The sequence below is a fragment of the Streptomyces sp. T028 genome, assembly GCF_048159505.1.
In the GTDB taxonomy this organism is placed as follows: Bacteria; Actinomycetota; Actinomycetes; order Streptomycetales; family Streptomycetaceae; genus Streptomyces.
On record NZ_JBLRVZ010000008.1, the window covers coordinates 59,022 to 72,284 of the forward strand.

General features: G+C 71.2%; 15 protein-coding genes and 1 riboswitch. Of the genes, 11 read left to right on the forward strand and 4 right to left on the reverse strand.

Annotated elements, in window-relative coordinates; genetic code table 11:
- Window positions 1-155: 155 nt before the first annotated feature.
- Both ACLZN2_RS08460 and ACLZN2_RS08465 read left to right on the forward strand, forming a co-directional pair.
- Window positions 156-935: a carbon-nitrogen hydrolase family protein gene (locus tag ACLZN2_RS08460; RefSeq protein WP_416977743.1), complete on the forward strand. Its 780-nt coding sequence runs from the start codon at window positions 156-158 to the stop codon at window positions 933-935.
- Between the two features lie 44 nt (window positions 936-979).
- Window positions 980-2,695, forward strand: a complete 1,716-nt coding sequence (locus tag ACLZN2_RS08465; protein WP_416977744.1) for a flavin monoamine oxidase family protein — start codon at window positions 980-982, stop codon at window positions 2,693-2,695.
- Window positions 2,696-2,699: 4 nt separating this feature from the next.
- On the opposite strand, the gene ACLZN2_RS08470 is transcribed toward ACLZN2_RS08465, so the two are convergent.
- Window positions 2,700-3,458: a DUF5995 family protein gene (locus ACLZN2_RS08470; RefSeq protein WP_416977745.1), complete on the reverse strand. Its 759-nt coding sequence runs from the start codon at window positions 3,456-3,458 to the stop codon at window positions 2,700-2,702.
- A 213-nt stretch (window positions 3,459-3,671) separates the two neighbouring features.
- Here ACLZN2_RS08470 and ACLZN2_RS08475 point away from each other — a divergent pair, with 213 nt between their 5' ends.
- A complete protein-coding gene (locus ACLZN2_RS08475) occupies window positions 3,672-4,139 on the forward strand; it encodes an acyl-CoA thioesterase (RefSeq protein ID WP_416977746.1) in 468 nt (155 codons plus the stop codon).
- On the opposite strand, the gene ACLZN2_RS08480 is transcribed toward ACLZN2_RS08475, so the two are convergent.
- On the reverse strand, window positions 4,099-5,310 hold the full coding sequence (locus ACLZN2_RS08480) for an MFS transporter (protein WP_416977747.1): 1,212 nt from the start codon (window positions 5,308-5,310) through the stop codon (window positions 4,099-4,101). The two genes, ACLZN2_RS08475 and ACLZN2_RS08480, sit on opposite strands and share 41 nt — an antisense overlap.
- A gap of 124 nt (window positions 5,311-5,434) precedes the next feature.
- On the opposite strand from ACLZN2_RS08480, the gene ACLZN2_RS08485 reads away from it, so the two are divergent.
- Window positions 5,435-6,616, forward strand: a complete 1,182-nt coding sequence (locus ACLZN2_RS08485; RefSeq protein WP_416977748.1) for an ROK family transcriptional regulator — start codon at window positions 5,435-5,437, stop codon at window positions 6,614-6,616.
- 31 nt (window positions 6,617-6,647) lie between these two features.
- Here the strand turns inward: ACLZN2_RS08485 and ACLZN2_RS08490 are convergent, their stop codons facing one another.
- Window positions 6,648-7,397, reverse strand: coding sequence for an SDR family oxidoreductase (locus ACLZN2_RS08490; protein WP_416977749.1), 750 nt, complete (start codon window positions 7,395-7,397; stop codon window positions 6,648-6,650).
- Between the two features lie 89 nt (window positions 7,398-7,486).
- Window positions 7,487-7,699 (reverse strand): hypothetical protein, encoded by a 213-nt coding sequence (locus ACLZN2_RS08495; RefSeq protein ID WP_416977750.1) that lies wholly within the window; start codon window positions 7,697-7,699, stop codon window positions 7,487-7,489.
- Between the two features lie 391 nt (window positions 7,700-8,090).
- Window positions 8,091-8,221: riboswitch (FMN riboswitch) on the forward strand.
- A 148-nt stretch (window positions 8,222-8,369) separates the two neighbouring features.
- Between ACLZN2_RS08495 and ACLZN2_RS08500 the strand changes: the two genes are divergently transcribed.
- The 7 genes from ACLZN2_RS08500 to ACLZN2_RS08530 all read left to right on the forward strand — a co-directional run bounded on the left by ACLZN2_RS08500 (window position 8,370) and on the right by ACLZN2_RS08530 (window position 13,148).
- Window positions 8,370-8,978 (forward strand): riboflavin synthase, encoded by a 609-nt coding sequence (locus ACLZN2_RS08500; RefSeq protein ID WP_416977751.1) that lies wholly within the window; start codon window positions 8,370-8,372, stop codon window positions 8,976-8,978.
- Complete coding sequence (locus ACLZN2_RS08505) at window positions 8,975-9,616, forward strand: nicotinamide mononucleotide transporter family protein (protein ID WP_416977752.1); 642 nt, start codon at window positions 8,975-8,977, stop codon at window positions 9,614-9,616. Before ACLZN2_RS08500 ends, ACLZN2_RS08505 begins: the two co-directional genes overlap by 4 nt.
- Complete coding sequence (locus ACLZN2_RS08510; protein WP_416977753.1) at window positions 9,613-10,902, forward strand: bifunctional 3,4-dihydroxy-2-butanone-4-phosphate synthase/GTP cyclohydrolase II; 1,290 nt, start codon at window positions 9,613-9,615, stop codon at window positions 10,900-10,902. Before ACLZN2_RS08505 ends, ACLZN2_RS08510 begins: the two co-directional genes overlap by 4 nt.
- A gap of 23 nt (window positions 10,903-10,925) precedes the next feature.
- Window positions 10,926-11,411: a 6,7-dimethyl-8-ribityllumazine synthase gene (gene ribH, locus ACLZN2_RS08515; protein WP_003988915.1), complete on the forward strand. Its 486-nt coding sequence runs from the start codon at window positions 10,926-10,928 to the stop codon at window positions 11,409-11,411.
- 34 nt (window positions 11,412-11,445) lie between these two features.
- Window positions 11,446-11,718 carry a phosphoribosyl-ATP diphosphatase gene (locus ACLZN2_RS08520; RefSeq protein WP_055636932.1) on the forward strand — a complete coding sequence of 91 codons (273 nt, stop codon included), beginning with the start codon at window positions 11,446-11,448 and terminating at the stop codon, window positions 11,716-11,718.
- Between the two features lie 72 nt (window positions 11,719-11,790).
- A complete protein-coding gene (gene hisG / locus ACLZN2_RS08525; RefSeq protein WP_416977754.1) occupies window positions 11,791-12,645 on the forward strand; it encodes an ATP phosphoribosyltransferase in 855 nt (284 codons plus the stop codon).
- A 20-nt stretch (window positions 12,646-12,665) separates the two neighbouring features.
- The gene (locus ACLZN2_RS08530; protein WP_416977755.1) at window positions 12,666-13,148 is read left to right on the forward strand and encodes a PH domain-containing protein; all 483 of its coding nucleotides are present in this window, start codon (window positions 12,666-12,668) and stop codon (window positions 13,146-13,148) included.
- Window positions 13,149-13,263: the final 115 nt, after the last annotated feature.

Genomic DNA, 13,263 nt, shown 5'->3' on the forward strand with positions numbered 1-13,263 from the left:
ATCGCCGTGCCGCCGCCGACGTACGCAACGAATCGTTCCCCGGCGCGCAACGGCTCCTTCTTGTCCGGCCTGGTCACGCGCCCGTACCGTCTACGTGGCCCAGTCATGTGGCCCCCGAAACCACCCTTCCGCCCGCTGCCCGGTGAGGACCCCGCATGCGCACAGCCCTGCTCCAGAGCTCCGGCCGCCCCGGCTCGGCCGTCGAGAACCTCAAGGTCCTCGACGAGGCCGCGGGCCGGGCCGCCGCCGCGGGCGCCGGGCTGCTGGTCGCGCCGGAGATGTTCCTCACCGGCTACGCGATCGGCGACGACATCGCGCGCCTCGCCGAACCCGCCGACGGCGACTCGGCGGACGCGGTCGCCGAACTGGCCGCCCGGCACGGGGTCGCGGTCGCCTACGGCTACCCGGAGCGCTCCGGCGAGACGGTGTACAACTCCGCGCAGCTGGTCTCCGCCGACGGCACCCGGCTCGCGAACTACCGCAAGACCCACCTCTTCGGCTGCTTCGAGCGGGACCACTTCACCCCGGGGGAGCAGCCGGTCGTCCAGGCCGAACTGGGCGGGCTCACCGTCGGCCTCCTCATCTGCTACGACGTCGAGTTCCCGGAGAACGTCCGCGCCCACGCCCTGGCCGGTACGGACCTCCTCCTCGTCCCGACGGCTCAGATGCACCCGTTCCAGTTCGTCGCCGAATCGATGATCCCGGTGCGCGCCTTCGAGAGCCAGATGTACGTCGCGTACGTCAACCGGGTCGGCCAGGAAGGGGAGTTCGAGTTCGTCGGGCTGTCCGTCCTCGCAGGCCCCGACGGGGTGGCCCGGGCCCGAGCCGGACGCGAGGAGCAGCTGGTGTTCGCCGACGCCGACCCCGCGTTCCTCGCCGCGTCCCGCGAGGCCAACCCGTATCTGCGGGACCGGCGTCCCGAGCTCTACGCCTGAGTCCCTGAACTTCCCTGTCGTAAGTCGCAAGGAGCCCCTACCCCATGACGTCCATGGTGCCCAACGCCGTCGAGCACACCGACGAGCCGCAGCAGCCGCCGATCACGATGTTCGGCCCGGACTTCCCGTACGCCTACGACGACTTCCTCGCGCACCCGGCGGGCCTCGGCCAGATCCCGGCGACCGAGCACGGCACGGAGGTCGCGGTCATCGGCGGCGGGCTGTCGGGCGTCGTGGCCGCGTACGAGCTGATGAAGATGGGCCTGAAGCCGGTCGTGTACGAGGCCGACCGGATCGGCGGCCGGCTGCGGACGGTGGGCTTCGAGGGCTGTGACGGCTCGCTCACCGCCGAGATGGGCGCGATGCGGTTCCCGCCCTCCTCCACGGCCCTCCAGCACTACATCGACCTGGTGGGGCTGGAGACCCGGCCGTTCCCCAACCCCCTTGCCGAGGCGACCCCTTCGACGGTCGTCGACCTCAAGGGCGAGAGCCACTACGCCGAGACGATCGACGACCTCCCGCAGGTCTACCGCGATGTCGCCGAGGCCTGGAACAAGTGCCTTGAAGAAGGTGCCGACTTCTCCGACATGAACCGCGCGATGCGCGAGCGGGACGTGCCGCGCATCCGCGAGATCTGGGCCAGGCTCGTCGAGAAGCTCGACAACCAGACCTTCTACGGCTTCCTCTGCGACTCCGAGGCCTTCAGGTCCTTCCGGCACCGCGAGATCTTCGGCCAGGTCGGCTTCGGCACGGGCGGCTGGGACACCGACTTCCCCAACTCCATCCTGGAGATCCTCCGCGTCGTCTACACCGAGGCCGACGACCACCACCGCGGCATCGTCGGCGGCTCCCAGCAACTGCCGCTGCGCCTGTGGGAGCGGGAGCCGGAGAAGATCGTCCACTGGGCGTACGGCACCTCGCTGGCGAGCCTGCACGAGGGCGGCCGGCCCCGCCCGGCCGTGACCCGGCTGCACCGCACCGCCGGCGACCGGATCACGGTGACCGACGCGAACGGCGACATCCGCACCTACCGGGCGGCGATCTTCACGGCCCAGTCCTGGATGTTGCTGTCCAAGATCGACTGTGACGACTCGCTGTTCCCGATCGACCACTGGACGGCGATCGAGCGCACCCACTACATGGAGTCCTCGAAGCTCTTCGTGCCCGTGGACCGGCCCTTCTGGCTGGACAAGGCCGTCGACGACAGGGGAAACCCGACCGGCCGCGACGTCATGTCGATGACGCTCACCGACCGTATGACGCGCGGCACTTACCTGCTCGACGACGGCCCGGACAAGCCCGCCGTCATCTGCCTCTCCTACACCTGGTGCGACGACAGCCTGAAGTGGCTGCCGCTGTCCGCGAACGAGCGGATGGAGGTCATGCTGAAGTCGCTCGGCGAGATCTACCCGAACGTCGACATCAGGAAGCACATCATCGGCAACCCGGTGACGGTGTCCTGGGAGGACGAGCCCTACTTCATGGGCGCGTTCAAGGCCAACCTGCCCGGCCACTACCGCTACCAGCGGCGCCTGTTCACCCACTTCATGCAGGACCGGCTGCCCGCCGACAAGCGGGGCGTCTTCCTCGCCGGCGACGACATCTCCTGGACGGCGGGCTGGGCCGAGGGCGCCGTCCAGACCGCGCTCAACGCGGTCTGGGGCGTGATGCACCACCTCGGCGGCACGACCGACGCGACCAACCCGGGCCCGGGTGACGTGTACGACGAGATCGCCCCGGTCGAGCTGCCGGAGGACTGACCTCTCAGTCCCGCAGGGGCGTGAGCAGCATGCGCCCCGCGAACCCGACGGCCGTGTCGAGGCGTTCGGTGAACTCCTCGGCCACGTCGGGGAGCCGGCGCAGCGCCCACAGCGCCCGGGCCGCCGTCCAGGTGGCGTCCCGGGCCCGCTCCAGGCTCCAGGAGCCCAGCAGATGGGTGAGCGGATCGGCGATCTGGAGCAGGTCGGGGCCGGGCATCAGCTCCTCGCGGATGCGTTCCTCCAGCGCGACGAGCAGATCCCCGACCCGCTCGTACTCGTCCTCCAGATCGGCCGGTTCACAGCCGAGGTCACAGCAGGCGTCCACGACGGCGAGCGCCAGGTCGTGCCCGATGTGGGCGTTGATACCGGCCAGGGCGAACTGCAGTGGCCGTACGCCGGGATGGCGGCGCATCTGGAACAGCGGGCGCCAGCAGGCGGGCGGACGCCGGTCGGCGAGGACCGCGTCCAGCGCGACCAGGTAGCGCGCCGCGAACCGCAGGTCCAGCGTGCGCGCGGCCTGCGCGTCCGGGAAACCGCCTGTGTCGATCCGCAGGTCGACTTCCTGGGTCACGGCGAGATACACCCGGTTGAAGACCGCGACCCCGTCATGGGGCGGCAGCGCCGCGTCGAGGGCGCGCATCCGGGCGATCACGTCGTGCACGGACGCGTCGAGAGCGGTGTCCACGACCGGGACGAGGGGCGGGTCCACGGGAGGGACGAGAGCCGTGTCCACGGGTGGGATGAACTGTTCCAATTGCGGCATGGGGGAAGGGTGACAGCCCCGGGCCGGCCCGCGCGTCGGCGAGCCGGGCGCTTCCCCGGAACGGGGGAACGGGCCCGCGCTCATCGTCGCGTACGCGATCCCGGGGGAGTCGGACGGCGCTACGACCCCGCCTCCACCATGTGAAGCTGAGCGACCGCTTAGTGACCCCGTACGATGGTGTCGTTGCCCCGTACATTCACAGGAGTCCCGCCCGTGACCGCCGAAGCCACGATCGCCCCCGCCCCGCCGCACGGCTCGTACGGCCGGCTGATCCCCGTCACCGTCCACTTCGACGACCTGGACGCGCTCGGCATGCTGCACAACGCCCGCTACCCGCTCCTGGTCGAGCGCGCGTGGACCGAGTTCTGGGAGGCGAACGGGGTCCGCTTCGAGGGCGACTGGGCGGCAGCCGGGGACGCCTGCAACGTGGTCAAGGAGCTGCTCATCGGCTACGACGCCCCGGTCACCCGCAGCGGCACGTACGCCGTCCACCTCTGGCTGGAGCGGCTGGGCACCACCGGACTGACGTACGGCTTCCGCTTCTGCTCCGCCGACGGGGCCACGACGTACGCGCGCGGCACCCGGGTCCTCGTCCGGCTCGACGCCGCCACCCTGCGCCCCACGCCGTGGAGCGAGGGCTTCAGGGCCGCGGGTCGGGCACTGCTGCGGCCCGCGGACTGACCTTCGCCCCGGTCCGCTCGCCGCCGCGCAGCACCCCCGCGAACACCGCGAGCCCGCACGCCAGCACCGTCACCACGCCGAACGACACCACCAGGCTCGTCGCCTGCGCGACCCCGCCGATCAGGCTCGGGGCGATCAGCCCGGAGGTGTACGTGATCGTCGCGACGCCTGCGATGGCCTGACTGGGGTTCGGCCCGCTGTGCCCGGCCGCGGCGAAGCACAGCGGTACGACGACGGCGATGCCGAGGCCCATCAGCCCGAAGCCGGTCATCGCCACCGCCGGATGCCCGGAGAGGACGATCAGCAGCCCGCCCAGCGCGGCCAGGACACCGCCCGCCCGCACGGTCCGCACCGCGCCGAAGCGGTTCACCACGGCGTCGCCCGCCAGCCGGGCCACCGCCATGGTGAGCATGAAGCCGGTCGTACAGGCCGCCGCGAGCCCCGCCGAGGTCCCCAGCTGGTCGCGCAGATAGACCGCCGACCAGTCCAGGCTGGCGCCCTCTGCGAACACCGCGCAGAACCCGACCGCGCCGATCAGCAGGGACGAGCGGGGCGGCAGGGCGAAGCGCGGCGGCGCCTCCTCGTCGTCCCGCGGACGCAGATCCAGCACCCAGCGGCAGGCTGCCAGGCCCAGTGCGGTGAGGGTGGCGGCCGCCAGCGCGTGATGCACGCGCGCGTCCGCGCCCAGGTGCGCCGCGAGCGTCCCGCCCGCCGAGCCGATCAGCGCCCCGGCGCTCCACATCCCGTGCAGCCCCGACATGATCGACTTCCCGAGCAGCCGCTCCACCTCCACCCCGAGCGCGTTCATCAGCACATCGGCCATGCCCGCGGTCGCGCCATAGGCGAACATCGCCAGACAGAGCGTCAGCAGGTTCGGCGCGAGCGACGGCAGGGTGAGGGAGAGCGTCCACAGGGATATCAGCAGGCTCATCGCCGTACGGGTGCCGAGGCTGTGCGCGATCCGGCCGGCCAGCGGCATCGAGCAGGAGGCGCCGAACGCCGTGAAGGCCAGGGCGAACCCCAACTGGCCCGCGCCCACCCCCGCGTGGTCCTGGATCCACGGCACCCGGGTGGCGAAGGATCCCGTGACCGCGCCGTGCACGGTGAACACGGCCGCCACGGCGTACCGGGCGCGCCGTACCTCCGACAGTGCGTGGACCACTTCACTCATTCTCCCGCCCCCTCCCGGCTGCGCAGCTCCGGCGCGGCGCCGTCGTAAACTATCAGGAACCCTGCCTGATAAAAAGAGAGCGCTCTCGGACTGTCCATGATCCGGCCCGTGGGAGGATCCCCGCATGCCCGCATCCCCTCGCACCGCCCGGGCCATCAACGACCGGCTGGCCCTGCGACTGCTGCAGGACGAAGGTCCGTTGACGGCGGGACGGTTGAAGGAACTCACCGGCCTGTCCCGGCCGACGGTCGCCGACCTCGTCGAACGCCTCACCGCCGCCGGTCTGATCAAGGTGGTGGGGGAGGCGGGGGAGCAGCGGCGCGGCCCGAACGCCAAGCTGTACGGCCTGGTCGCCGACCGTGCCCATCTGGCGGCCCTGGACGTGCGCACCGAGGGGGTCGCCGTGCGCGTGTCCGACCTGGTGGGCCGGGTGCTGGCGGAGGCGTCCGTGCCGATCGGCGGCGACACCGGCACCGGGCCGGCCGTGGAGCAGGCGGTGACGCTGGTCGAGCGGACCGTGAAGGAGGCCGGCGCCGACCGTCCGCACACCGTCGGCATCGGCGCGCCCGGGCTGATCGACCCGGCCTGCGGCGAACTGCGCAACTCCATCGGTCTGCCCGAGTGGCACCGCCGACTGGTGGCGGCCCTTCAGGAACGGTTCCCCCACGCGCGCGTGAGCGTCGAGAACGAGACCAACCTCGCCGCCCTCGCCGAACAGCGGGAGGGCGCCGCCCGGGACCGCGACACCTTCGTCCTGCTCTGGCTCGGCCACGGCACCGGCGCCGCCGTGGTCCTCGACGGCACCCTGCGCCGCGGCGCCTCCGGTGGCACCGGAGAGATAGGTTTCCTTCCGGTCCCGGGCACGACCGGGCTCCCCTCGGCCACGGACTGTGAGGGAGGTTTCCACTCCCTGGCCGGCTCGGCGGCGATCACCGCACTGGCGGGGGAGCACGGGCTGACGGCACGCGCGGAGGGTGAGGAGCCGGTGGGCGCGGCGGTGGTGCGGGAAGCCCTGCGCGGTGGCTCGGAGCAGGCACCCCTCTTCCTCGACGCCCTCGCCGACCGCATCTCCCTCGGGGTCGCCTCCGTCGTCGCCGTTCTCGACCCCGGGTGTGTGGTCCTCGGGGGCGAGGTCGGGCAGGTGGGAGGGCCGGAGCTGGCCGGGCGGGTGGCGGAGCGGCTCCGGCGGATGACGCCCCTGCCCACCGAGGTCCGGCCGAGCGCCCTGGGCGGCGCGGCGGTCCTGCGCGGAGCGCTGCTCACGGCCCGGGAGTCCGCGCAGGAGGAGCTCTTCGGGACACCATGACGCATGGTGGCGACGGGCCCGCGCATGCCGCTCACCGAGACTTACGCGCGCGTGCCGCCAGGTACGCCTCGAACGTCCCCTTCCCGACGGCCCGTTCCGGTGCGAGGTGGCCGCCCGCCCGGAAACCCCGGTAGGCCGCGCCGAACAGCGGCACGTTCACCACCCGGCGCCGCTTGCCGCTCGCCTTCAGATACGCACGGGCCAGCGACTCCAACGTACGGACCTCGGGCCCCGCCATGTCCTCGACGCGCCCCGCCGGTGCCCCGGCCGCCAGCTCGGCGAGCCGGTCGGCGACCTCGGCCACCTCCACCGGCTGGTCGCGCACCCCGGCCGGCAGGACCAGCACCGGCACCCTGGCCAGCCCTTCGAACAGCTGGAGCAGCAGATCGTGGAACTGGGTCGCGCGCAGCACGGTCCAGCCCAGCCCCGAGTCCACCACCAGCTTCTCCACGGCCAGCTTCGTCTTGTAGTAGCCGAACGGCACCCGGTCCACCCCGACGATCGAGATGTACACGAGGTGCCGTACCCCCGCCCCGCGGGCCGCCTCGATCAGCTGCGTGACCGCCTGCTCGTCGCCCCCGCGCGGGGTGGTCGCGCAGTGCACGACCGTGTCCACACCGGCCAGGGCCGTGTCCAGTCCCGGCCCGCCTTCCCGCAGGTCGACGGCGTAGGGCTGAGCGCGCCGGCTCAACACCCGCACCTCGTGCCCGTCCGCCCGCAGCCGCTCGGTGACGAGCCTGCCGAGAGTTCCGGTACCGCCGGTCACCAGGATCGTGGTCATTGTTCAACCCCTTCGGACACCGGACGTCCCCGGATGGAACGCCGTTCGTCGGCTGAGACCAAGTACCCCCCGCCGGACAGGCCCCGTGATCACGCGAGCTGACGCCGTACGAAGTCCAGCTTGTCCGGGTTCAGCACCGCCCGCAGCCCGGTGATCCCGTCCGCGCCGCAGTCGAAGCCGATCACGGCCACCAGCGTGTCGCCGTCCCGGGCGAGCGCCGCCGGTGCGCCGTTGAGCTCGGCGGCGGTGTACGTGGGCCCGGCCGCGAAGCCCCTGAACCCGCCGGCCAGGAACCGCAGCACCTTCTCGCGACCCTCGACCGGCCGCCTGGCTGCGGTGACCTCGCCCCCGGCGGTTGGCCTCGCTCAGATCCAGCGTCCCCGGGATGTCCCGGTGGCTGTACGCGAACGCCTCCCGCAGCATGTACACCGCATCCGGTACGCGAGGTCGGGGGAGGGTCCGGCAGCGGGCAAGGGCCGTCGTCACCACCGCCGGACCGCACCGAATGAGCCTAAGAGGACTAGACCAGCCTGGTCAATAGGTCTGGACCAGGCGTCAGATGTGCTCCCGGTGCGGCAAGTTGGGACGGCCGAATCCGTGCGACAAGTCCAGCGGTACGCCCTGTGAGCGAGCCCACACACTTCGCCCGTATGGACGACGATCGGGCGTGGCACACTGGCCCTGTACCTAAAGCAGCGCACTCCGGGGTCGGTGAAAGTCCGAACCGGCGGTTACAGTCCGCGACCCGGTCACGTCCAGTGGCCGGTTGACCAGGTGAAATTCCTGGACCGACGGTTAAAGTCCGGATGGGAGGCAGTGCGCGGCGGGCGGGCATTCGTGCGCGCCGCCGTATGTGTACTCGTCCAGATGGACGAGTCTGTCGGCGTCGCCCCCGGAGTCCCCGCTCGTGTCTGCTGTCGTCATCGACAGGCCCCGGAGTCCGTGCCCGAACGAGGCAGGAGGACCCGGGAAGTGTTCACCGGAATCGTCGAAGAGCTGGGTGAGGTCACCGCCGTCGAGAATCTCGGCGACGCCTCCCGCTTCCGGCTGCGCGGCCCCGTCGTCACCGACGGCGCGAAGCACGGCGACTCCATCGCCGTGAACGGGGTCTGTCTCACCGTCGTCGAACACGAGGGCGACGAGTTCACGGCCGACGTCATGGCGGAGACCCTCGACCGCTCCAGCCTCGGCTCCCTCGGCGTCGGCTCCCGCGTCAACCTCGAACGTCCCACCGCCGTCGGGTCGCGCCTCGGCGGGCACATCGTGCAGGGCCACGTCGACGGCACCGGGCAGGTCCTGGAGCGCAGGCCCTCCGAGAACTGGGAGATCGTCAAGGTCTCCCTCCCCGCCGACCTCGCGCGGTACGTCGTCGAGAAGGGCTCCATCACCGTCGACGGCATCAGCCTCACGGTCGTCGAGGCCGGCCCCGACTACTTCACCGTGAGCCTGATCCCCACCACCCTCGCCCTGACCACGCTCGGCCTCAAGCAGCCCGGCGACCCCGTCAACCTCGAGGTCGACATCGTCGCCAAGTACGTCGAGCGCCTGCTGACCACCGCACAGCAGGGAGCGGGCCGGTGAACTGGCTGAACTCCGAGGCGTTCGTCGCGTTCGACCAGCACATCCTCTGGTCGGACATGATCGGCAACATCCTCGGCCTCATCGCCCTCGCCCTCGGCTGGCAGCGCTCCCTGTGGAGCTGGCCGGTGCAGTTCCTCTCCGGGCTCATCCTCTTCGGGGCCTTCTTCGGCCACCTCACCGGCAGCGCGGGCAAGCAGGCCGTCGTCATGGGCGTCGCCCTGTACGGCTGGTGGCAGTGGAACCGGAGCAGGGGCCGGTCGGGCGACGGTCACATCGCGCCGCGTTTCGCCACCTGGACCGAGCGCGCGGCCATGCTCGGCGCCGCCGCCCTCGGCACGGTCGCCGTGGCCCTCCTCTTCAAGGCCTACCCGTCCCTGTCCTGGGACCCCTGGCCGGACGCCTACATCTTCGTCGGCACCATCGTCGCCATGTACGCCCAGGCACGCGGCATGACCGAGTTCTGGATCGCCTGGCTGCTCGTCGACCTGGTCGGCGTGCCCCTCAACTTCGCCAACGGCTACGCCTTCTCCGGCTTCGTCTACGTCATCTACGGCGCGCTCGTCCTGTGGGGCATGCGCGACTGGTGGCTGCGTTCCCGCAAGGCCGCGCGGCCCACCCTGGAAGGAGCGCCGGCATGAGCACGGCACCGATCCTGTACAGCACCGACGGCCTCGACGACCTCACCCTCGACCCCGTCGAACAGGCCATCGCCGACATAGCGGCCGGCCGCCCGATCGTCGTCGTCGACGACGAGGACCGCGAGAACGAGGGCGACCTCGTCGTCGCCGCGGAGAAGGCCACCCCCGAGATCATCGCCTTCATGATGAGCGAGTGCCGCGGCCTGATCTGCGCCCCCATGGAGGGCGACGAACTGGACCGGCTGAAGCTCCCTCAGATGGTCGACGACAACACCGAGTCGATGAAGACTGCCTTCACCGTCTCCGTCGACGCCTCCGGCGCCCACGGCGTCACCACCGGCATCTCCGCCGCCGACCGCGCCACCACCCTCCGGCTCCTGGCGAGCGGCGACGCCGAGCCGACGGACTTCGTCCGCCCGGGCCACATCTTCCCGCTCCGCGCCCGGTCGGGCGGGGTCCTGACCCGCAACGGCCACACCGAGGCCGCCGTCGACCTCGCCCGCCTCGCGGGGCTGCGCCCGGCCGGCGCGATCGTCGAGATCGCCGGCGAGGACGGCCGGATGCTCCGGCTGCCCGAACTGATCCCGTTCGCACGCAAGCACGGCCTGACGATCATCTCCATCGAGGACCTGATCGCCTACCGCCGCAGCGCAGAACCGACCGTCCGCCGCGAGGCCGAGACCCGGCTGCCCACCGCCCACGGCACCTTCACCGCGTACGGCTACCGCTCCACCGCCGACGGCGTCGAGCACGTCGCCCTCGTCCACGGCGAGATCGGCGACGGCGAGGACGTCCTGGTCCGGGTCCACTCCGAATGCCTCACCGGCGACATCTTCGCCTCCCAGCGCTGCGACTGCGGCCCCCAGCTCGACGCGTCCCTCGAGCGCATCCAGAGCGAGGGCCGGGGAGTCGTCGTCTATCTGCGCGGACACGAGGGCCGCGGCATCGGCCTGCTGTCCAAGCTGCGGGCGTACGAGCTCCAGGAGCAGGGCCACGACACCCTCGACGCCAACCTGGAACTGGGCCTGCCCGCCGACGCCCGCGACTACGGGGCGGGCGCGCAGATCCTCACCGACCTCGGCGTGCGCAGTGTCCGCCTGATGACCAACAACCCCGACAAGAGCGACGCGCTCGTCCGGCACGGCATCGCGGTCACCGAACGCGAGCCGATGCCCGTCCAGGCGGGCGAGCACAACATCCGCTACCTGCGCACCAAGCGGGACCGGATGGGACACGACCTGCCCTGGCTGGACACGGCCCCCGTGTCCCCCTGCGGCAACCAGTAAGCAAGAACACCTCTAGGAGAGACGTGAGCGGCAAGGGCGCACCGGAACTGTCCGTACGCAATGTGGGTGACCTCAGGGTCGCCGTCATCGCGGCCCAGTGGCACGAGAAGGTGATGGACGGTCTGGTCGACGGCGCGCTGCGCGCCCTGCACGACCTGGGCATCGACGAGCCGACCCTCCTCAGGGTCCCCGGCAGCTGGGAACTCCCGGTCGTCGCCAAGGTCCTCGCGGGCCGCGGCTACGACGCGATCGTCGCCCTCGGTGTCGTCATCCGCGGCGGTACTCCCCACTTCGAGTACGTGTGCCAGGGCGTCACCCAGGGACTCACCCAGGTCTCCGTCGAGACCGGCGTCCCCGTCGGCTTCGGCGTCCTCACCTGCGACACCGAGGAGCAGGCCCTGGACCGGGCCGGCATCGAGGGCTCCAACGAGGACAAGGGACACGAGGCGGTGACGGCGGCGGTGGCGACCGCGGCCACCCTCCGCTCAGTATCTGAACCCTGGAGGTAGGTCGGCCGGCACAACGGCTAGGGTGGGCAGCACCATGTCCAAGAAGACGTTCGAGGAGCTCTTCGCAGAGCTCCAGCAGAAGGCCGCCACCGGCGACCCCGCCACCTCCCGCACCGCCGAACTGGTCGGGAAGGGCGTCCATGCCATCGGCAAGAAGGTCGTCGAAGAGGCCGCCGAGGTCTGGATGGCCGCCGAGTACGAGGGCAAGGAGGCGGCCGCCGAGGAGATCTCGCAGCTGCTCTACCACGTCCAGGTGATGATGGTCGCCCGCGGAATCTCGCTGGACGACGTCTACGCCCACCTGTAAACCGTTTTCCGCCACACCGCACACGTCACGACACTTCACGACACGCCACGTCACGCAAAGGAAGCCGACCTCATGCTGCGCATCGCCGTCCCCAACAAGGGTTCCCTGTCAGGCCCTGCGGCGGAGATGCTGCATGAGGCCGGCTACCGGCAGCGCCGCGAGTCCAAGGAGCTGCGGATCGTCGACCCGGCCAACGAGGTCGAGTTCTTCTACCTGCGCCCCCGCGACATCGCGATCTACGTGTCCTCCGGCAAGCTCGACATCGGCATCACCGGCCGCGACCTGCTGATCGACTCCGGTGCCGAGGCCGAGGAGATCCTCCCGCTCGGATTCGCCCGCTCCACGTTCCGCTTCGCCGCCAAGCCGGGCACGGCGAACGGCGTCGAGGACCTCAAGGGCCGGACGGTCGCCACCTCGTACGAGGGCATCGTCGAGGGCCACCTCGCCGAGCACGGCATCGACGCCTCCGTCGTCCACCTCGACGGCGCCGTCGAGACCGCCATAGAGCTGGGCGTCGCCGAGGTCATCGCCGACGTCGTCGAGACCGGTACCTCGCTGCGCAATGCGGGCCTGGAGGTCTTCGGCAAGCCCATCATGAAGTCCGAGGCCGTCGTGATCCGCCGCACCGGCGCGGAGCGCGACGAGGCCGAGCCCAAGGTGCAGCAGTTCCTGCGCCGCCTCCAGGGCGTCCTGGTCGCCCGGACCTACGTGATGATGGACTACGACTGCCGCGTCGAGCAGCTGGAGAAGGCCGTCGCGCTGACCCCGGGCCTGGAGTCGCCGACCGTCTCGCCGCTGCACAACGAGGGCTGGGTCGCCGTCCGCGCCATGGTCCCCGCCAAGGAGGCCCAGCGGATCATGGACGACCTGTACGACATCGGCGCCCGCGCGATCCTGACCACGGCCATCCACGCCTGCCGCCTCTGACCTCGACCTCCACCGGGAACATGTCCGAACTTCCGGGCAGCGAGCTGCCCACCCTCCCTGTCACCTTCCGGCCGGGCCGCACCCGCGCGGTGCTGCTCTCGGCCGGAGTGGCGATCTTCCTCGTCATCTCCGGCGTCGCCATGCTGCTGGAGCAGCTCGGCCCGGGGGAGCGGCTGAGTTTCGTCGTCACCGGCGCCCTGATCTTCTGGGCGCTGGCCCAGCTCGCGCGCGTCCGCGTCGTCGCCGACGACGCCGGGGTCACCGTGGTGAACATCGCCACAAAGCGGCGGCTCGACTGGGCCGAGATCATCCAGGTGAACCTCCGTCCGGGCGACCCCTGGGTGTTCCTGAACCTCACCGACGGCACCAGCCTGCCCGCGCTCGGCATCCAGCCCGGCATCAACAAGCAGCAGGCCATCACGGACGCCCGGGCGCTGCGCGGGCTCGTCGAGGCGCGCTCCATCCGGGACCCCGAGACGTCCACCGAGCAAGATCAGGGCTGACTCGGGGGGCGTCCACCCTGCCGCAAAAGCCCCTGTCTTGATTAATCTGGTGACGGAGGCGTTCCCCTTGTGCCTCCACCCCTGTGGTGCCCTGCCGGTGCACAGGGGTTTCCTG

What these genes read in the sequence shown, in the direction of transcription:
- ACLZN2_RS08460 (WP_416977743.1), top strand. Translation starts at nt 156, where the DNA reads ATGCGCACAGCCCTGCTCCAGAGCTCCGGCCGCCCCGGCTCGGCCGTC.
- ACLZN2_RS08465 (WP_416977744.1), top strand. Translation starts at nt 980, where the DNA reads ATGACGTCCATGGTGCCCAACGCCGTCGAGCACACCGACGAGCCGCAG.
- ACLZN2_RS08470 (WP_416977745.1), bottom strand. Translation starts at nt 3,458, where the DNA reads ATGCCGCAATTGGAACAGTTCATCCCACCCGTGGACACGGCTCTCGTC.
- ACLZN2_RS08480 (WP_416977747.1), bottom strand. Translation starts at nt 5,310, where the DNA reads ATGAGTGAAGTGGTCCACGCACTGTCGGAGGTACGGCGCGCCCGGTAC.
- ACLZN2_RS08485 (WP_416977748.1), top strand. Translation starts at nt 5,435, where the DNA reads ATGCCCGCATCCCCTCGCACCGCCCGGGCCATCAACGACCGGCTGGCC.
- ACLZN2_RS08490 (WP_416977749.1), bottom strand. Translation starts at nt 7,397, where the DNA reads ATGACCACGATCCTGGTGACCGGCGGTACCGGAACTCTCGGCAGGCTC.
- ACLZN2_RS08510 (WP_416977753.1), top strand. Translation starts at nt 9,613, where the DNA reads ATGAGCACGGCACCGATCCTGTACAGCACCGACGGCCTCGACGACCTC.
- ACLZN2_RS08520 (WP_055636932.1), top strand. Translation starts at nt 11,446, where the DNA reads ATGTCCAAGAAGACGTTCGAGGAGCTCTTCGCAGAGCTCCAGCAGAAG.
- hisG (WP_416977754.1), top strand. Translation starts at nt 11,791, where the DNA reads ATGCTGCGCATCGCCGTCCCCAACAAGGGTTCCCTGTCAGGCCCTGCG.
- ACLZN2_RS08530 (WP_416977755.1), top strand. Translation starts at nt 12,666, where the DNA reads ATGTCCGAACTTCCGGGCAGCGAGCTGCCCACCCTCCCTGTCACCTTC.